The organism is Corynebacterium sp. MSK004 (genome assembly GCF_030232515.1).
Taxonomy (GTDB): domain Bacteria; phylum Actinomycetota; class Actinomycetes; order Mycobacteriales; family Mycobacteriaceae; genus Corynebacterium; species Corynebacterium hesseae.
In genome coordinates this window covers 225,668-244,087 of sequence record NZ_JASPKB010000001.1, presented here as the reverse complement: position 1 = coordinate 244,087, position 18,420 = coordinate 225,668, and the positions used below count along the sequence as shown (strand labels likewise).

The 18,420-nt window shown below is 62.4% G+C and carries 16 protein-coding genes; 8 read left to right on the top strand and 8 right to left on the bottom strand.

Features of this window, described 5'->3' with window-relative positions:
• Nucleotides 1-27: 27 nt before the first annotated feature.
• The 4 genes from QP999_RS01100 to QP999_RS01085 form a co-directional block, all read right to left on the bottom strand.
• Nucleotides 28-2,061, bottom strand: a complete 2,034-nt coding sequence (locus QP999_RS01100; protein WP_284847432.1) for a M3 family metallopeptidase — start codon at nucleotides 2,059-2,061, stop codon at nucleotides 28-30.
• A 52-nt stretch (nucleotides 2,062-2,113) separates the two neighbouring features.
• Entirely contained in the window at nucleotides 2,114-3,472 is a 1,359-nt protein-coding gene (locus QP999_RS01095; protein ID WP_284847430.1) for a PepSY-associated TM helix domain-containing protein, read from the bottom strand.
• 312 nt (nucleotides 3,473-3,784) lie between these two features.
• Nucleotides 3,785-5,218, bottom strand: coding sequence for an RNA/DNA-binding domain-containing protein (locus QP999_RS01090; protein WP_284847428.1), 1,434 nt, complete (start codon nucleotides 5,216-5,218; stop codon nucleotides 3,785-3,787).
• A gap of 225 nt (nucleotides 5,219-5,443) precedes the next feature.
• Nucleotides 5,444-7,627: an NADP-dependent isocitrate dehydrogenase gene (locus tag QP999_RS01085; RefSeq protein WP_284847426.1), complete on the bottom strand. Its 2,184-nt coding sequence runs from the start codon at nucleotides 7,625-7,627 to the stop codon at nucleotides 5,444-5,446.
• A gap of 162 nt (nucleotides 7,628-7,789) precedes the next feature.
• Between QP999_RS01085 and QP999_RS01080 the strand changes: the two genes are divergently transcribed.
• The 6 genes from QP999_RS01080 (at nucleotide 7,790) to QP999_RS01055 (ending at nucleotide 13,156) form a co-directional block, all read left to right on the top strand.
• Nucleotides 7,790-9,040, top strand: coding sequence for an MFS transporter (locus QP999_RS01080; RefSeq protein ID WP_284847424.1), 1,251 nt, complete (start codon nucleotides 7,790-7,792; stop codon nucleotides 9,038-9,040).
• A 10-nt stretch (nucleotides 9,041-9,050) separates the two neighbouring features.
• Nucleotides 9,051-9,950, top strand: coding sequence for an exodeoxyribonuclease III (locus QP999_RS01075; RefSeq protein WP_284847422.1), 900 nt, complete (start codon nucleotides 9,051-9,053; stop codon nucleotides 9,948-9,950).
• Nucleotides 9,951-10,000: 50 nt separating this feature from the next.
• Nucleotides 10,001-10,192, top strand: coding sequence for a hypothetical protein (locus QP999_RS01070; RefSeq protein WP_010189394.1), 192 nt, complete (start codon nucleotides 10,001-10,003; stop codon nucleotides 10,190-10,192).
• A 48-nt stretch (nucleotides 10,193-10,240) separates the two neighbouring features.
• Complete coding sequence (trpS, locus tag QP999_RS01065) at nucleotides 10,241-11,275, top strand: tryptophan--tRNA ligase (RefSeq protein WP_070530655.1); 1,035 nt, start codon at nucleotides 10,241-10,243, stop codon at nucleotides 11,273-11,275.
• A gap of 62 nt (nucleotides 11,276-11,337) precedes the next feature.
• Complete coding sequence (locus QP999_RS01060) at nucleotides 11,338-12,420, top strand: YhjD/YihY/BrkB family envelope integrity protein (RefSeq protein WP_070530653.1); 1,083 nt, start codon at nucleotides 11,338-11,340, stop codon at nucleotides 12,418-12,420.
• Between the two features lie 4 nt (nucleotides 12,421-12,424).
• Nucleotides 12,425-13,156: an RDD family protein gene (locus QP999_RS01055; protein ID WP_284847419.1), complete on the top strand. Its 732-nt coding sequence runs from the start codon at nucleotides 12,425-12,427 to the stop codon at nucleotides 13,154-13,156.
• Here the strand turns inward: QP999_RS01055 and QP999_RS01050 are convergent.
• On the bottom strand, nucleotides 13,131-14,351 hold the full coding sequence (locus tag QP999_RS01050; RefSeq protein ID WP_284847417.1) for a D-alanyl-D-alanine carboxypeptidase family protein: 1,221 nt from the start codon (nucleotides 14,349-14,351) through the stop codon (nucleotides 13,131-13,133). The genes QP999_RS01055 and QP999_RS01050 overlap by 26 nt on opposite strands.
• Nucleotides 14,352-14,390: 39 nt before the next feature.
• Here QP999_RS01050 and QP999_RS01045 point away from each other — a divergent pair, with 39 nt between their 5' ends.
• The gene (locus tag QP999_RS01045) at nucleotides 14,391-15,260 is read left to right on the top strand and encodes an amidohydrolase family protein (protein WP_284847416.1); all 870 of its coding nucleotides are present in this window, start codon (nucleotides 14,391-14,393) and stop codon (nucleotides 15,258-15,260) included.
• 3 nt (nucleotides 15,261-15,263) lie between these two features.
• Here the strand turns inward: QP999_RS01045 and QP999_RS01040 are convergent, their stop codons facing one another.
• From QP999_RS01040 to QP999_RS01030, 3 genes are read right to left on the bottom strand one after another with little or no spacing between them, the layout of a single operon-like run.
• Nucleotides 15,264-16,502: a SatS C-terminal domain-containing protein gene (locus QP999_RS01040; protein WP_284847414.1), complete on the bottom strand. Its 1,239-nt coding sequence runs from the start codon at nucleotides 16,500-16,502 to the stop codon at nucleotides 15,264-15,266.
• A gap of 11 nt (nucleotides 16,503-16,513) precedes the next feature.
• A complete protein-coding gene (locus QP999_RS01035) occupies nucleotides 16,514-17,380 on the bottom strand; it encodes a C40 family peptidase (RefSeq protein ID WP_284847412.1) in 867 nt (288 codons plus the stop codon).
• Nucleotides 17,380-17,664 carry a hypothetical protein gene (locus QP999_RS01030; RefSeq protein ID WP_284847410.1) on the bottom strand — a complete coding sequence of 95 codons (285 nt, stop codon included), beginning with the start codon at nucleotides 17,662-17,664 and terminating at the stop codon, nucleotides 17,380-17,382. Before QP999_RS01030 ends, QP999_RS01035 begins: the two co-directional genes overlap by 1 nt.
• Nucleotides 17,665-17,725: 61 nt before the next feature.
• Here QP999_RS01030 and upp point away from each other — a divergent pair, with 61 nt between their 5' ends.
• A complete protein-coding gene (gene upp / locus QP999_RS01025) occupies nucleotides 17,726-18,361 on the top strand; it encodes a uracil phosphoribosyltransferase (protein ID WP_010189385.1) in 636 nt (211 codons plus the stop codon).
• Nucleotides 18,362-18,420 lie beyond the last annotated feature (59 nt).

Below are 18,420 nucleotides of genomic sequence, written 5' to 3'. Positions count from 1 at the left end.
ACGAAATCTGTGGATAACTAGTCGGGACTAGGCGCCGGCCAGGCCGCGGCGCTTGAGCAGCGGCGCGACGTCCTTGTCGCGGCCGCGGAATTCGCGGTAGGCCTCCGTGAAGTCGCGGGATGCGCCCTTCGACAGGATCACGTCGCGGAACTTTTGGCCAGCCGCGCGCAGGTCGGTCTGCTCCTTGAACCACTCGAAACCATCGGCATCGAGTGCCTCGGCCCAGAGATAGGAGTAGTAGCCCGCGGAGTAGCCACCGGCAAAGATGTGGTTGAAGTACGTCGAGCGGTAGCGCGGGGCGATGAGCTCGTTGTCCAGCCCGGCCGCGCGTAGGGCCTCGGCTTCAAACTCGGCGACGGCCTCCGGGGTGGCCTCTAGCTTGGCGGCGTCGGCAGCACTCAGGGAATGCCACGCGAGATCGATGATCGATGCCCCCAGATACTCCGAGGTGGCGAATCCCTGGCCGAATTCGGATGCGGCGGAAATGGCGGCGAGAAGCTCGTCCGGGATTGGTTCGCCGGTCTCCACGTGGCGGGCGTATTCCTTGACCAGTCTCTCATCGAGCGCCCAGTTCTCGTTGATCTGCGAGGGGAACTCCACCCAGTCGCGCGGCACGTTGGTGCCGGCGAAGGTGGGGTAGCGGACGTCGGAAAGCAGGCCGTGCAGGGCGTGGCCGAATTCGTGGAAGACGGTGCGGACCTCGTCCATGTTTAGCAGCGGCTGCGAGCCGTCGGCGGGCTTGGTGATGCCCATGACGTTGACGATGACCGGCTTGCGCTCCAGCAGCCGGGATTGGCCCACGAACTCGCTCATCCATGCGCCTCCGCGCTTGGTGGGGCGTCCGAAGTAGTCGGTAAGGAGAAGGCCGATCCCCTTACTCTCGTGATTGACGTCTCCGTCAATCACCTCCCAGACGCGGACCCCCTCCGCATAGCCCTCGAGGTCATCGCGCGGGATGACGGTGATGCCGTAAAGGCGCTCGGCGGCGGCGAAGACGCCCTTCTCCAGGACCTGATCCAGCGGGAAGTACTTGCGCAGCTCCTCCTCATCAAGGGAGAAGTCGCGGGCGCGGACCTTGGATTCCCAATAAGGCCAGTCCGCGACGCTAAAGCCTTGGCCGTTGAGCGTTGCTTCCTCCGCGAGGAGTTTCTGCTCGCCTTCGGCATTGGCCGCGGCGGCGGGGGCGAGGTCGAAGAGCATGGTGCGGGCGGCGTCGGCAGTCGCGGCGGTTTCTTCGGCGATGACGTAGTCGGCATGCGTGGCAAAGCCCAGCAGCTCGGCGCGCTCGGCGCGCAGCTGGACGGCCTCGATGAGCCCCGGGATGTTGTTCTCGGAACCCCTGCTTGCCGACGCCCCATACAACCTCCCCCTCGCATCCTCCCGCGCCAGACGGCTCAGCTCGGACTGCACGGTCGGCAGCTCCAGCGGGATGACATAGCCCTCGCGGCCTAACGCCTCGGCGTCGGCCTTGGCGGAGGCGATGCGCTCGGCGGGCAGACCCTCGAGTTCTTCCTCGGTGAAGGAGACCGCGCGCTCGCGGGTAGACGCCATGAGGTTGCGGCCGAATTCTTCGGAGAGCGCGGAGAGGCGCTGGTTGATCTCGGACAGGCGGGCCTTGTCGGCTGCGTCGAGGTCGGCGCCCTTGCGGGCAAAGGTGCGCAGGAGGTGGTCGTGGAGGCGCTGGCCTTCGGCGTCGTCGGCAGGCGGCGTGGCCTCCTTGATGCGTGCGTAGAGCACCTCGTTCTGGTAGATCGCGTCATAGTGCGCGGACAGGCGCGGGTAGATGTCGGCGGCGATCTCCTCCATCTCCTCGGTGACGTCGGTGCCGGAGAGGTTGCCAAAGACCGCCATGACGCGGTCGAGGTCCTGGCCGGAGCGCTCGAGCGCCTCCACCGTGTTTTCCCACGTCGGGGCGGCGGGGTTGTCGGTGATGGAGGTGATTTCGGCGTCGTGAAGCGCGAGTGCCTCGTCGAAGGCGGGGCGGTAGTGCTCGACCTTGATCTCCGCAAACGGCGGGAGCTGGTAGGGCAGCGTGGAGGGAGTTAGCAGTGGGTTAGTCATAAGAAACTACCGTACCTAATAAGCTCCGCCCTATGTGATTGCTTTCACTAAATTATCCGACCGGGACTGGCGTGCGTTCCTTGCGCTGGGTTGTGGCACGGTTCACCAGAATGACATCGAGAACCAGGAAAGCTGCCAAGGTGATTCCTAAGAGCGGCAGGAAGACTCCGACGGTGGCGGCGAATAGCGCGCCCAGTCCTGTGGCGGCCCAGGAGAAGTGGGCAGTCGGGAGGAAGCGCGGGCGGCGTTTCCACCACATGTAGTAGCCCAGCACCACCAGCGCGGCGGTGGCGAGGCCCAGTGCGAGCAGCGCGATCTGCAGTGGAAGGCCAAACATGATCCCCATGTGCAGGTAGATGCCCCAGCTGCTGAGTTTGCTAAACAGCGGCAGGCTGGAGAAAGGCTGCCGGTCGATGACCTCCCCGGTGGTGCCATCTACCGAAATTGCATCGGAGGTGGTGCGCCATTCCACCCACCGTTCGCTGACCTGCCAGGCGGAGTGGGCGTCCTCCGGCGGGTACAGGCGCAGCGGTCCGGTCAGTTCCTCGGCGCGGCCGGTGGCGAGGACACGCTCGGCGTCGGCAGCCACGCTCGTGCTTGCCGACGCTCCATGCCCTTCATGGCCTTCATGCCCGGTGTGCTCATGCGTTTCAGCGGTGGTGCCGTGCAGGGCGGTGTTGATGGGAGTGGCTTTCCAGTGCATGCGCTCGACGAGGGAATCGACGTTCCCGCCGGCCAGACCGGACCAGGTGATGCCGGTGGCAGAGAGGCCAAGCAGACCGATGAAGATCCACGCGCCAATAGTGGAGTGCAGGCGAGTGGCCTTCCAGCGGGCAGAGCGCTTGGGCTGCTGCTGCGCGGCGTTCGCGGTTGCTTTGTTCTTCGGGCGGCGGCGAATCCACCACATATAGAGGCCTCCACAGGCCATGACCCACAACCACGAAGCGGCTAGCTCCGAGTAGAGCTCACCGACCTTGCCCAGGTGGAAGCTTTCGTGCAGGGAGGAAATCCAGCGGCGCAGCGGCATCTCGCCTAGGCCCGAGTAGGTGGGGTAGTCCCCGATGACCTTGGCGGTTGCGGGGTCGATGAAGACGGTGCGCTGCAGGCTCTCGTCGATGCTTTCATCGGAGACCAGCACGCGCGTGGAATCCGTCGGTGTCGTGGCGGGCCAGACCTGAGTGACCGGCATGTCAGGGTGCTCGTGCTGTGCGGCCTGGATTTGTTGCTCCAAGCTCAGCGGATTCTCCACGGTAGGCACCGTCAATACGTCGTGGTAGACCACTTTCTCCAGGGAGGGCGCCACGGCATAAAGACAGCCGGTCAATGCCGCGATGAGGATGAAGGGGCCGACGAACATGCCGCCATAAAAGTGGATGCGTTGAATGAAGGATCGCAGAGCCGTCCGACTCATAAGTAGTGCTCTTTCGGGGTCTATCGATTAGGGCCCCTGTTGAACGTTCGCGGGGCGTTCAGGAGGGGCGATGGACAGGTGCTGATATCAACTGCACTAGTAGTCGGAGGCGAGGGTTTCTCGGTTCCCAGGTATTGAAAAACTTTTTAACTAACTGGGGTCCTCGGCATGAAAAGGGCGAGAAATTCGCGAGATAAGGCGCGAGAAGCAAGAAACAGTCAAGAAAAAGTCTTCGCAGCTCAACGGGTAAAAATAGCGTCGCGGAGTGCTGTTTTAGGCCTGTTTGTGGTTAATGAAGCAAGAAAGCGATCCCTATTCGCTCCAGAACGGAACATAGCGCAACGAACGCGGACCGGCGTTGGGATCGTAGGCATGGATGAGTCCTTCCTCGACGGTGGCGGCAAGCAGGCGTGTGGCCTGAGCGGCTTGTGAATTCTTCAGCCCGAAGCGCTGACGGATTGAGGAATTGTTAACGGGGAGGTTCTCGAGGAAGCGAAGGCAAGCGTGTTGATAGACGGCTTGGGTCTTTTCTTCCATAGTCATCAGCGCAAAGGGGCGGTAGGCGCTGAGGGAGACGGTGGTACTTCCGTTGGCGCGAATGAGAGCAGGTGGGAAGTGCTCGGCTTCGAGTGAAGAGACGATTTTATCCCAGCCACTTCCTCGTTGTTCGACGAAATGCGCCAGACGTAAAGCTTCACCGAGATGGGTATTGCGTGTGGTGGACGCGGAGTCAATGAACCGTTGGGGGTCGATGAGAGGGGTCCCTGGGTTGGTTACTTCGACCCGATCGCTGAAAACCTCCACGGTCAAGAACCGGCCGCGCTGTTCAAGATCCTGGTGCATGAGCGCATTTGCTAGCACCTCGCGGAAGGCTACTGTTGGCAACAACGGAGTCACTACGCGCTTACCACTGGAATCAATATGTTCGCCACCTGGACGAATGGTGTTGAAGAGCGTGACTATGTGGGTGAAGGAAGACGCATAGCCTTCGGTGAATTCCCATTCTCGTTCCACCTCCGTGCGTGAAGGGCCGTTGAAATGTAGGACGCGGGGAGCGCGCCCGCGCAGCTCCGGAAAGTCCTGAAGAGAGCGCGCATACATGAGCGCGGACCAAGCCGGAATATGCCAGCCTTGCTCGTGTGAGTAGGAGATGGCTTTGGCGCTCCTTAACGTGTCGATAAGGGCGGCGCCTGTCGTATGCGGGAGTTCCGGTCTATTAAGGAAGAAAGCCTCAGGATCAAGCAGGTCGGTAATCGATTCGGGCTCAAGGCCCTCGGCCACTACTGTGTTCTCGAATTCGAACTGGTTGAGTTTTTGCCAGAGCTGACGTTCCTCATTGGGAAAGTCCATGAGGTTTTTCATGTAGCTGCCCTTGCGGAAATACCGCTTCCCTTCGAAGGAATACGGGGCGGACAATGCGGCGGGGATGCGCAGAAGCACAACGAGGTGTCCATCAACCGTGATCTCGTCGAAGGTCAGTTCAGGGGCTGGGTTAATGACGCGGTTGAGCCAAGGAAGGAGATCCTCGTTTCCCTTCCCTTTGGTGAGCTGCCAATTAAAGGTCGTCCCGACGATGGTTCGGTCGTCGTTGACACCCCACACGAGATATCCCGCTGGCTCATCATGCAGGCGCGCCGAATTTCCCAAGGCGCAAGCATATTTCGCAATCTCCGCGCCGGAGGATAGCTTGTTTACCTTGAACTCGAGCCACGGTAGCTCAGCCGGAAGCGCTGTAAACCGTTTCACGCGGGCTACAAGTTGTTCCTCAGGCGCAGTATTGATGGGAGTCATGAGTAAAAGTATGCGCGAGAAGCAAGAAACAGTCAAGAAAAAGTCTTCGCAGCTCAACGGGTAAAAATAGCGTCGCGGAGTGCTGTTTTAGGCCTGTTTGTGGTTAATGAAGCAAGAAAAGACCGCCTCGAACTCCGGGGAGGAGACGAAGCGGTCTTTTGTTAAGCGCCTAGCGCAGAATTACTTCTTCAGGCCATCAATGATGTCGTTGAAGGCAGCAACCGGGCGCATGGTCTGGTTGAGCTTCTCCTCGTTCGGGGCGTAGTAGCCGCCGAGGTCGACGGGGGAGCCCTGGACGTCGAGAAGCGCCTGCTCAATCTCGCTTGCCTTGGCCTCGAGGGCCTCAGCAACCGGCTTGAAGGCCTCGGCCAGCTCGGCGTCGTCAGCCTGCGCAGCCAGCTCCTTGGCCCAGTTGAGGGTCAGGAAGAAGTGGGAGCCGCGGTTGTCGTTCTCGCCCACCTTGCGGGACGGGGACTTGCCCTCATCCAGCAGGGTCTCGGTGGCCTTGTCCAGTGCAGCGGCCAGCACGCCAGCCTTGGCGTTGCCGTTGGTGTTGTGCTCGTGGCGGAAGGACTCAGCCAGGGCCAGGAACTCACCGAGGGAGTCCCAACGCAGGTGGTTTTCCTCCTGAACCTGCTGGACGTGCTTCGGGGCGGAGCCGCCGGCACCGGTCTCGAACAGGCCGCCGCCAGCCATGAGCGGAACCACGGACAGCATCTTCGCGGAGGTGCCCAGCTCCAGGATGGGGAAGAGGTCGGTGTTGTAGTCACGCAGGACGTTACCGGTGACGGAGATGGTGTCCTCGCCCTTGCGGATGCGCTCCACGGAAATCTTGGTTGCGGTGACCGGATCCTCGATGGAGATGTCGAGGCCCTCGGTGTCGTGATCCTGCAGGTACTTCTTGACCAGCTCGATGAGGTTGGCATCGTGACCGCGCTCCGGGTCGAGCCAGAAGATGGCCTTCATGCCGGACAGACGGGCACGGTTGACAGCCAGCTTGACCCAGTCCTGGATCGGGGCGTCCTTGGTCTGGCAGGCGCGCCAGATATCGCCAGCTTCCACGTCGTGGGAGATAAGAGCCTCACCCTTGGAGTTACGAACCTCAACGGTGCCCGCAGCCGGGATCTTGAAGGTCTTGTTGTGGGAGCCGTACTCCTCGGCCTTCTGTGCCATGAGGCCGACGTTCGGGACGGTACCCATGGTGGTCGGGTCGTAGGCGCCGTTAGCCTTGCAGTCCTCGATCACGGCCTGGTAGACACCGGCGTAAGAGGAATCCGGGATGACGGCGAGGGTGTCCTGCTCCTCGTCGTTCTTGTTCCACATGTGGCCGGAGGTGCGGATCATGGCCGGCATGGAGGCGTCGATAATGACGTCAGACGGAACGTGCAGGTTGGTAATGCCCTTGTGGGAGTTGACCATGGCGAGGTCAGGACCGTCGGCAAGCGCGGCGTCGAAGGCAGCCTTGATCTCAGCACCGTTCTCGAGCTTGTCCAGCCCCTCGTAGATAGCGCCCAGGCCGTTCTCGCCATTGAGGCCAGCGGCCTCGAGCTCCTCGCCGTACTTCTCAAAGACGTCAGCGAAGAAAGCGCGCACCACGTGGCCGAAGATGATGGGGTCAGAGACCTTCATCATGGTGGCCTTGAGGTGAGCGGAGAAGAGAACGCCCTCTTCCTTGGCGCGGGCAACCTGCGCCTTGAGGAACTCATCGAGTGCCTTGGCGGACATGAAGGTGCCGTCGATGACCTCGCCCTTGAGGACCGGCAGCTTCTCCAGCAGGGTCTGCTCGCCCTCGGCGGTCTTCAGGACGATGGAGAGGGTGTCCTCCTCCGGCATGATGACGGACTTCTCGTTGTGGCGGAAGTCGTTAGCGTCCATGGTGGCCACGTTGGTCTTGGAATCAGCGGACCAAGCGCCCATCTTGTGCGGGTTCTTCTTAGCGAAGTTCTTGACCGCAATCGGAGCGCGGCGGTCAGAGTTGCCCTCACGCAGAACCGGGTTGACGGCGGAGCCCTTGACGGCGTCGTACTTCTCCTGAGCCTCTTCGTACTCCGGGAGATCAAAACCGGCGGCCTGCAGCTCAGCAATAGCCTTCTTCAGCTGCACCAGGGAAGCGGAGATGTTCGGCAGCTTAATGATATTGGCTTCCGGGGTCTTAGCCAGCTGGCCAAGCTCAGCCAGGGCGTCGGAGACCTTCTTGTCACCAAGGCGCTCCGGGAACTGGGCCAGGATGCGGCCGGCCAGGGAAATGTCGCGGGTTTCTACCTCGATGCCGGCGGTGGAAGCGAAGGCCTCCACGACGGGCTTGAAGGAGTAGGTCGCCAGCAGCGGCGCCTCGTCGGTACGGGTCCAGATAATCTTTGCCATGGTTCTCCTAAAGAAGTTGAAAACTGTTCAACCTCACAGGATACCTGTCTTATTTTCTCGCGGTGCCGGTCCCCCTGTGACTCGCGCCACCAGCGGGGCGGGGCTGTGTGATCGCTAGGGCCTTCTCGTCTGCGCGCGGGAAAGGGACTAAGGTACGCGCACGTGAATCTCCCGCACTCCGTTCCCCGCATCCAACGCCGTCCCGTCCCGCGCCAAACGGAAATCTCCTCAGCCCGCCGCACCATCGTCATGATCGCCATGGCGCTGGGTGCCTTCGCCATCGGTACCACGGAGTTCACCTCGATGGGCCTGCTGCCGCTCATCGCGGATGATTTCGGGATTACGGAAGACACGGCGTCGGTAGTCATCTCCGTCTACGCGCTCGGCGTCGTCGTGGGCGCTCCGGTCATCGCAGCACTCACGGGCAAGCTCCCACGCCGCCGCCTCATTATCCTGCTTATTGGATTCTTGCTCGTGGGCAACCTGCTCACGGCCGTGGCCCCGAACTACGGAGTTCTGCTGGTGGCGCGCTTCATCGCTGGCCTGCCGCACGGCGCGTACTTCTCCGTAGCTAACCTGGCGGCGGTATCGATGGCGCCGCCGGGCCGCCAAGGTTTTGCCATGTCGATGGTGGGCATGGGCCTGTCCATCGCCACCGTGATCGGAGTGCCCGCGGCCCAGGCCCTAGGCCAGGGATTGGGCTGGCACGCGGCGTATTTCCTGGTCGTGGCCATTGCGGGGCTCACGATGATCCTGCTCTTTTTCCTCTTCCCACACATGACGCGCATGCCGCAAACGGATATGTTTACTGAGCTTGGCGCGCTGAAAAACAGCCAGGTTCTGCTCACCGTCTTCCTCGGCACCGTTGGCTTCGGCGGCATGTTCGCCGTCTATACCTACATCACGTGGACCATGACGGACGTCGCCGGCATGGACCCGAGCCACACGTGGATTGTGCTCATGGCCTATGGCATCGGCATGACCACAGGCAACGTCGCCGGTGGCTGGTTGGCGGATCGCAACCTGGAATTCGGCATCATTTTTGCCCTTGTCTGCATGGTTGGAGTGTCGGTGACCTTCTACTTCGTGGCGCACAGCGCGTGGGCGGGCACGATTGCCTTTGGCGTCTTGGCCTTCTTCGGCTCCATCCTTGTGCCGTCGTTGCAGCTGCGCTTGGTCAACGTGGCGGGGGATGCGCAGACCCTCGCGGCGGCATTGAACCAGTCCGCCCTCAATATCGCCAATGCGGCGGGTGCTGCTATCGGCGGTTCGGTCGTGGGTGCAGGTTATTCCTATAACTCCACTGCCCTCGCCGGTGCGGGACTGGCGGTGGCCGGCTGCATTACCTGGGTTATCACCATGTGGGACAAGCGCCGCCGCGGCCCTTCCGTGAAGATTATTGAACAGAGTTAGACTGGCCGGCATGAGTTTCACCATCGCCTCCGTCAACGTTAACGGCATCCGCGCGGCCTGCAAACAGCGCAATGAGAACAACCCGGGTATGAACGCGTGGTTGGAGACCACGCCGGCTGACGTCGTCCTCATGCAGGAGGTGCGCGCCAACCCCGAGCAGACCCAGAAGGCCTTGGCCCCGGCTCTGGAGGCCGGATGGAACCTGGTGCAGGCCGAATCCGCCGCCAAGGGCCGCGCGGGCGTGGGCATCCTATCGAAGCACGCGCTTGGCGACGTCTCCGTAGGCTTCGGTTCCTTCGCCGAATCCGGCCGCTTCATCGCCGCCACCGTGGAAGGTGTGCGTGTGGCCTCTTTGTACCTGCCCTCCGGCGATACTGATTCCCCGAAGCAGGATGAGAAATACCTCTTCTTGGATGAATTCTCTGAAGTTTTGGATGAGATGGCCGCGACATATCCGGAGGCCGTCATCGGCGGTGATTGGAACATTTGCCACCGCGCCCAGGATTTGAAGAACAACAAGCCCAACGAGAAGAAGTCCGGCCACCTGCCGGAGGAGCGCGCTTTCATGGATCGCGTCTTTGGCTCCTTCCCGGATGATGAGCCGCAGGAGAAGAAGGGGCTCGGGGACTGGCTCGGCGTGGTGGACTACGAGACCAAGACCGCCTGGGAGGTGGCCGCAGACCCGCAGTGGTTTGACGTCGCTAGGCGCCTGCACCCGGAAGCCGAGGGGCCCTATACCTGGTGGACCTACCGCGGGCAGGCTTTCAACAACGATGCCGGGTGGCGCATTGACTATCAGGCTGCCACGAAGGCCATGCTGGAGCGCGCGCAGCGCACGTGGGTAGAGAAGGCGCCGACGGTGGAAGAGCGCTGGTCTGATCACTCTCCGCTCATGGTGGAATACAAGTAGTGGTACGATAAATCCGTCTTAACGTCCTTTCTATTTCGCAGGAGATGCTCATGACCCGCGCAATCATCTACTTTGTCCTCGGCGCTATTCTGCTTGCCCTGGGTATCTGGTGGTGGACCATCGTCGGACCGTCCTTTGCCTTCCTTGGCCCGATCATCCTCCAGGGCGTTGGCGGCGCGTTCATGGTGGCCGGTTTCGCCGTCATGATGGACGTTATTAGCCCGACCTCCCGCAAGATTTAACCGACGCAGCGCCGCCCCAGCGGAGGCGGCAGAGTAGAGTGGTCAACCATGACTGACTCCACTTCTGCATCGAACTCCGCTTCCCGAGTCCTCTCTGGCATCCAGCCCACGGCGGACTCTTACCACCTGGGTAACTACCTCGGAGCGCTCAAGCAGTGGATTGACCTGCAAGACTCGCACGAGGCTTTCTACTTCATCCCGGACCTGCACGCCATCACGGTGGAGCAGAACCCGGAGGAGCTGCGCCACCGCACTGTGGCGGGTGCTGCGCAGCTGATCGCGTTGGGCATCGACCCGGCGAAATCTACCCTCTTCGTCCAATCCCACGTCCCCGCGCACGCGGAGTTGACGTGGGTTTTGCAGTGCCTGACCGGCTTCGGTGAGGCCTCCCGCATGACCCAGTTCAAGGACAAGTCTCAAAAGCAGGGCCAGGACCGCACCTCGGTGGGCTTGTTTACCTACCCCGTTTTGATGGCCGCGGATATCCTTCTCTATTCCCCGCACTACGTGCCGGTGGGGGAGGACCAGCGCCAGCACCTCGAGCTCACCCGCAACCTGGCGGAGCGTTTCAACAACAAGTACGGTGAGGTCTTCCGCGTGCCGGAGGCCTTCATTCCGGAAGGCTCGGCCAAGATTTATGACCTGCAAGAGCCGACGTCCAAGATGTCGAAGTCGGGGGCCAACCCGAAGGGCATCGTGAACCTGCTCGATGCTCCCAAGACCTCCGCCAAGCGCATCAAGTCCGCGGTGACCGATGACCTCGGCGTGGTGGCCTTTGACCGTGAGAAGCAGCCGGGCGTGTCCAACCTACTGGCCATCCAGTCCGCGCTGACGGGGGAGAGCATCCCGGATCTCGTGGACAAGTATGCCGGTCAGGGCTATGGCCACCTCAAGGTCGATACGGCCGAGGCGCTCGAGGCCTTCACCACTCCGCTCAAGGCTCGCTACGACGAGCTCATGGAAGACCGCGGCGAGCTCGAGCGCATCTTGGCCCAGGGCGCCGAGCGCGCTACGGAGATCGCCACCCCCCTCGTGGACAAGGTCTACGAGGCGGTGGGGTTCCTCCCCGCGCGTCGCGGCTGAGTTGGCTAGCATGATGAAGACTGTGTAGAGGTTTCTGTAATTAACTTTTAAGGGGAACGCCAGTGGCGCCAACGACTCGACCTGATGAGAAGAAGACCGATGACTACGGCATTGAGCGAGCTCACGCCGATGAACCGGGCGCGGTAGACAAAGTCCGTGAGAAGTCCGGCTTCATCGACCACATTATGAAGATGCTGGACCGCTACGGTAGCCAAGGCGGCAACCAGTTCGCGGCCGGAATTACGTATTTCTCGGTTCTAGCTCTCTTTCCCATCTTCATGCTCACCGTGGCCGCCGCCGCGACCGTGCTGGCGAACCGCCCCGACCTCATGCAGCAGCTGGAGGAGCAGATCACCAACGCCGTATCGGGCGATCTGGGTAATTCGATCACGGAGCTCCTGCACACCGCGATTGAGCAGCGCGGCGCAATGTACGGCATCGGTGGCCTGACCACCCTGTGGTCCGGGCTGGGGTGGATGAATAATCTGCGCATTGGTATTTCAGCGATGTGGATGCAGGATCCGACTGATGCCCCGGGCAATTTTGTCACCAAGAAGCTCAGCGACCTGCTGGGCCTCATTGGCCTGCTCGTGGCCATGATCATCGCCTTCGGCGTGACGGCAGCGGGTTCCTCCGGGCTGACCCAAAAGATCTTCGAGTGGGTCGGCATCGAGTCCTTCCCTGGCATGGGAGCGGTGCTTGTTATCGCCGGAATCGTGATTGGTCTTATCGCTAACTTCCTGGTCTTCTGGTGGATGGTGGCCTTCCTGCCGCGCACGAAGGTGCCCACCAAGTCGGGCTTGATGGGCGCGGCCATCGGCGCGGTGCTCTTTGAAGCCATCAAGCAGCTGTCCACCGTCATCATGTCCTCCGCGGCGGGCAACCCGGCCGGTGCCGTGTTCGGCCCCGTGATTGTCCTCATGGTGGTCATGTACCTGGTGTGGCGCGTCGTGCTGTACGTTTCCGCGTGGACAGCCACCACCGAGGAATCCCTGGAGCTGATGGTCCCGCCGGTTCCGGATCAGGCGGTTATCCGCGTCCGCAATGAGATCCGCCGGGGCCCGAACCCGGGCGTGACCTTGGGCGCCGGTGCCGCCCTCGGCGCGGCGGCCGCGGGCGCATGGGCCTTGCTGCGCCGAAAGTAGGCCGATGCTTCCAGTATCTTTCGCTCCGAACCTGTACGAACACTTCAACCTAGATTCGCGCGCGACCTCACGCGAACTCGGCGTGCAGCTGGCGGCTGCCGACGCCCGCCTCGAAGGCCTCGGCTACCTCCCCGAGGATGCGGAGCGCGAGGAGCTCGCCGTTGCCGCCCGCATCCTCTGCGAGCCTTCTTCCCGGGCAAGCTATGACCAAAAGGTAGAATCAGGCGCCCGGCTTACTTGGGCGCAACTGGAGGACTACGCGAATACCGGCCGCTGGGACGAAAGCCACCACGCTCCCGCGCCCGCGCACGACGCCCCGCGTGCAACCCCCGGCACCCGAGTGCTTTTGGCCGTCATCGACTACGTCATTGCGGCGATTGGTGTGTCCCTCTTACTTAGCGTCGGGGTGTACAACTCCGCTTTCAATGAGGTCTGGCTCACCAGCATCTCGGGCATCATCACGGTGGCCTATTACATCTGCTTCGAGGTCCTCGTAGGGGCAACGCCGGCGAAGCTGATAGCTGGATACACGGTGCGCGATGTCACCACCCACGAGAAGCTCACCTGGCAGCAGAGCATTAAGCGCAATTGGTGGCGCGTGGCCTCCCTCGTGCCGCTTGTCGGCCCGCTCATTGCCTTCTTCGGAGCCCTCTACGTGGTGACCACGATCGGCCCGAAGAACGCGCTGCGTGGCCAGCACGACATCATGGCTAACGCCGAAGTAGTGAAAAAGTAGCCACCGCCACCACGAGGAGGGCGACGAGGCCCGCCACCAGCCACCCGATCCAGCCCTGCGAGTCCGCGAAGGACGACGCCGTCGCCGGGGCCTCAGCGGTGGCGGTGGCAGAAGGCGCGGTAGGCGCTGTGCTGGGCTCCTGCGACTCCGAAGGCTCGTGCCTCCCAGCCGCGAAATCATCGAGCTGCCCCACGCCGTCGCCGGGCTGGACGTCGGAGGCTTCGTCGAGAAGCATCTGCGCCTGCTCCCAGGCGCGGAAACCATGCTCAACGGTCGTATCGAGGAGAACCGCCTGGAGGCGGCGCCCATTGCGGTTGATCGCACCGACGAAGGTGTGGTGAGCGTCCTCGGTATAGCCGGTCTTGCCGCCGATACCATCCGGATCATTGAGGAAGAGCCCGTTGTCGTTCCAGAGCTCATAACCGGGCATCTCGCCCCAGCCGGGAAACTCCACGTGCTCGGTATCGACGATGCGCGCGAAGGTGTCGTTGGCAAAAGCCGCGCGGTAAATCAGCGAGATATCCGCCGCGGACGTCGACATACCCGCTGCGTCCAGCCCGGAGTAGCTGGCCGCCACCGTCGAGCGCGTGCCAATGTCTTGGGCCTTCGCATTGACCTTTGCCAATGCTTCATCGTCCCCGCCAACAGCCTGCGCGAGAGCGTGCGCGGCGTCGTTGCCGGAAGCCATGAGAAGGCCCTGCAGGAGCTGCTCTACGGTATAGACCCCATCCGGGCCGAGGCCGACGGCGGAGCCTTCGACGGAGGCGTCGTCAAGCGTGGCGGTGATGCGTTGGTCCAGGGGAAGCTCCTCGATGACCACGAGCGCCAGCAGCGCCTTGATGATGGAAGCTGGGCGGTAGCGCCCGTTAGGGTCCTTCATGGCGATGATCTCGCCGGTATCCAGGTCACTAACCATCCACGCCGAAGCCACAACGTCCTTGCTCAGTTGAAAGCTGCGCGGGGCTGTCACACCGCACGCAGCGCCCTCAACCGCGGGAAGGGGAGTGGGCGCTTCCTGGCCGGGCGCCAACCTCTCAGAGGTGGTCGTCGGTTCCTCGGGAACGAGGGAATGCGGGCAGGAGTCAGTATCCGGCGCGGTGGTGCGCGTGGGCGAGGATGACTCTTCCTCCTCTGCAAACGCCGGCGGCGTGGTGGCCAGAGCGATGACGGTGAGGAGCGCGGGGACATGTTTCATAGCGTGCTTAATCCTAGACCCCGTCCTAGGATGAACCTCATGCATGACGCACCTCTGATTAGCCCTGAAAACAAAGATTCCGGCGCCGAGATTTTCGCTCGTCTGCCCAAAGTGACGCTGTTGGCGCCGCTGCCCACGGATGCATCCACCCCGGAGGAGCTCCGCGCGGCCACGCACGCTGCTGTGCAGGCGCTTGCCGACGACCACGTGGTCTACGCCGAGCTTCGCCTGCGCCCCAGTGCTTTCCCCTTCGGCGCCGCCGAGGCGCTGGCTGCGGCGCAAGAGGGGCTTGATGTTCCCGGTATTGATGCGCGGATCATCGTGGAGGGTGATGCCACTGACTGGGATGTAGGCGAAGGCGTTGCCGGCGCTGCGCTGACAGAGTTGTCTGCGGCTGAGAAGCTCCGCGCAGATTTCGTTCCGTGGGAGCGCGACGTCGATTCTTATGAGGATGCCGTGGCGGCTGTGCAAGCAGGTGCGACGCGCCTTGTGCACGCTACTGCTCTCGTCGATGACTTCGGCGCGGATCTCGACGGCGTTCGCCCTGGCAAGGCATCCGCGTGGGTGCGGGATCGCCGCATCGCGTTGACCTTCGCGCCGCTGGAGGAGCTTCCTGCAGAGGAGCTGGCTGATCACCCTCTTCCGCTGCTGCAACAGCTCGGCTTTACCTGCACCGTGGCGGGCGAGAAGCTCAGTGACGTCTTCTTGACCTTGAGCGAGACCTTCGGCTATGGGCTGGAGGAGTTCTTCGATCTCACTATCAAGGCGATTGAGAACTCTTTTGCCAGCGAAGAGGACCGCCAGCGCCTCATCGAGCAGGAAATCCTGCCCGCCTACGAGGAGCTAGCGGATCCGGAATTCGCGGAAGACGCTTCTGAATCGGAAGAGGAAACTGAGTCTTCTGATTAGAAGCTAGAAGCGGGAGAAGCGCTTCGTCAGCATTTCCTCCAGGCCCTTCCAGGACTCCGCGTGCTCGGTGTAGGGCTTGGAGGGCACATAACCTGCGTGCTCGGTGGAGCCGAGCATGTAGCCCAGGTAGTCCTGGAAGCGCGGGTTCTGCAGCATGTAGGAGTTGATGGAGTCATCCCCGGCCCAGTCGGCGGCATCTGCGCAGACCTCGTAGCAACGGCTCATCTGATCCGTATCGACCGACTCCGGACCCTTTTCAATGTCGCGGACGATGCCGTTGAAGGTGTACTGGTTATCCGGGTGGACGGTGACCTCGAGTTCACCGGCGTTCGCTGCGGCAACGACTTCTTCCCAGGTGGATACTTTCGCTAGGTCGTGGTCATCATTTCCCATGATCCAGCGCACGAGCACCTTGGAGCTGGGGAAGGTGAAGATTTCGCCCCACTTGCCCAAGAAAACCGGCTTGCCGTCGAGGTAGGTGCGCAGGGTGTAGACCGTCCTTTGGTCCGCGGTGATCTTCACCGGGTCGATGCCCGCGGCTGCCCAGGGGGAGCTGTCATAAGGATCGGCGGATTCCGCGGCGGCCTTGCGCTCTTCCTCAGCCTTCTTGCGGGCTTCCTCCGCTGCTTCGCTGGCGGCGGAGATGCGGGTGGCGGCATCCGTGGTGTTTTCTTGGCTGAAGTCAGAAGAGGGAACGACCTTGACCACCTTGTCGAGATCTTCGATGACCGAGCGCCAGTTGCTGTGGATAACGCGGCCCACGCCGGACCACTCGCTCATGCCCTGTTCACCGGCGTAGTGGTCGGCTCCGCGGGCAGGGTTGCGCAGGATGGAATGGGAAGCGAAGAAGATCACGGTGTGCTCCGCGGCGCCGACCTCGGCGAGCGCCTGCGTAATTTCGAGGCACCGCGCGACCGTAGACACGTTCTCGTAGCTGGGGCGGCCGGCCAGGTGCTTTGGCATGCCGATGAGGTCGTAGACGTGCTTCTTTTCTGGCACGACACGGTCCGCCGCTTGGGAATTAAAGACCTCCCACTTCGGGTGGTCGAGCAAGTCGTGCTTTGTATCGGATTCGAGGAAGCACAGCATTTCGGCTTCGGTATTAAAGAGCAGAACCGACTCGTCGTCACCGAGGAAGGCCTGCCACTCGGAACCGTTCTGGCGCCACTTTGGCGCCCACAGGGTATAGAAATCGCCCTCGGAAAGGGAGAGCTTGATGGGGACAATAGCGCGGGTGTTCATGGGCAAACAGTCTACCCTGTGGGCCTCCAGAAGCCTTTGAAAGCCATCCCCATGTTGTTGGTGCGCAGTGGATTAGTCTGCACTGGGCTACCAGCCTCCACCATCTGCCCATCACCGGAGTAGATGGCCACGTGCCCATCCCACACGACGAGGTCGCCGGGCTGCAGCTCATCCGCGCTCACCTGGCGGCCCACGGTCTGACTTTCAGCGGTGCGCGGCAGTTCCACCCCAGCCTGGCGCCAAGCCCATTGGGTTAGCCCCGAGCAATCGAAGCTGCCGTTGCCGGTGCCGCCCCAGCCATAGGGTGTGCCCAGCTGGGAGAGTGCGGCTTGCACCGCGGCCTGGCCTTGTGCGCTTCCTTTGCTATCAGAGGACGAGGACGTGGTCAGCGCGTGGCGTGCTCCGCCTTCCTCCTGCGGACCGCGCACTGAAGGGCGCACCGCGCGTTGTGCAATGGGCACGAGGGGTGCGGCCGCCTGAAGGAGTTCCCCGGCCAGCTGCTTTACGCGCAGCATCGCCTTGCCGACGTACTCCATTGCCAAGGCCTGCAAAGCCGAGCGGGCTGCGGCCTGTGTGGCTGGGTTGGGGATGAGCAAGCCCAAGGCTAAAGGCAGTCCGCGCTGGAGCAGCTCGAATCCCAGCCCGATGAGGTCCCTGACGGCCGCCGAGATGAGCCCGCGCGCGGAATTTAGCGCAGAGCGCGCCGTAGAAAGGTCCTCGGTGGCCTGGCGTGCGGCGGCGAAAAGCGCCCGCGGATCTCCGTGCGCTATCTCCGCTAAGGGCCCGGCAGCAGTGAGATCGGGCACAGTGGGCAGGGAGACATCGGGAAGCTGTGCCGGCTGCATCCGGGCGATGTGAGCGAGTGCTGACTCCAACATCACAGACCTCCACAGGCGCTAGCAAGAGCACCGTCAGCGTCCTCGGCCTCGCGGGCCATGCGGAAGCTGGAGTCCGCCACAGCTCCGGCATCCGCCCTGACCTGGGCAAGGCGGGCAGCAAGGTTGTCCATGGCGGAGTTAAAAGCGTCGGTGAAGCCTCCGAGAACGGAATCTATAGGCAGCTCGGGAGTAGGAGTGGCGGTGGCTTGGGAGGCAGCAGCGAGCTCGTGCGCCAGCCTGCGTGTGTGCTCGGTGTCAATTGTGAATGTGTCAAAGCTAGTCATGCCTTTTTAGACTGCGCCGCCCGCTGATCGGTTCCCGGCGGATTCTTATACAGTGAAGGGCATGGATATCCACGTAGTAGATCACCCCCTTGCCGCCTCCCGGCTTACGCTGATGCGCGATGCCCGCAGCGACAACACCGCTTTCCGCGCAGCCCTGCGGGACCTCGGCACCATGTTGGTATATGAAGCAGCCCGTGACCTGCCTGTTGAGCATTTTGATTGCGTCACTCCCGTCGCCACGGCGGAGGGTACCCGCCTGCAGAACCCGCCGATTATCGTGCCCATCATCCGTGCCGGGCTGGGCATGATTGATCCGGCCCTATCCATGATTCCGGATGCCCAGGTCGGCTTCATCGGTATGGCGCGAGATGAGGAAACCCACGAGCCGGTGCCGTATCTGGAGGCCCTGCCGGAGGATCTCAGCGGCCGCAGCGTCTTCGTGGTCGACCCGATGCTCGCCACGGGCGGTTCCCTCCTGCATTCCCTGAAGCTCCTTGCGGACCGCGGCGCTACCGACATCACGGCGATCTGCATGGTCTCCGCCCAGCCGGGTGTCGACGCACTGGCCAACTCGGGACTGCCAGTTCGCTTGGTCACCGCAGCGATTGATCCGGCCCTCAACGAGGACGCTTATATCGTGCCGGGGCTGGGCGACGCCGGTGACCGCCTCTACGGCCCCCGCAATATCGACCTGTAGAGAAACTGCCAGACAGGGCAGACCGCTCAGTATATCTAGCGTGTGACCTGCCCGGCTAA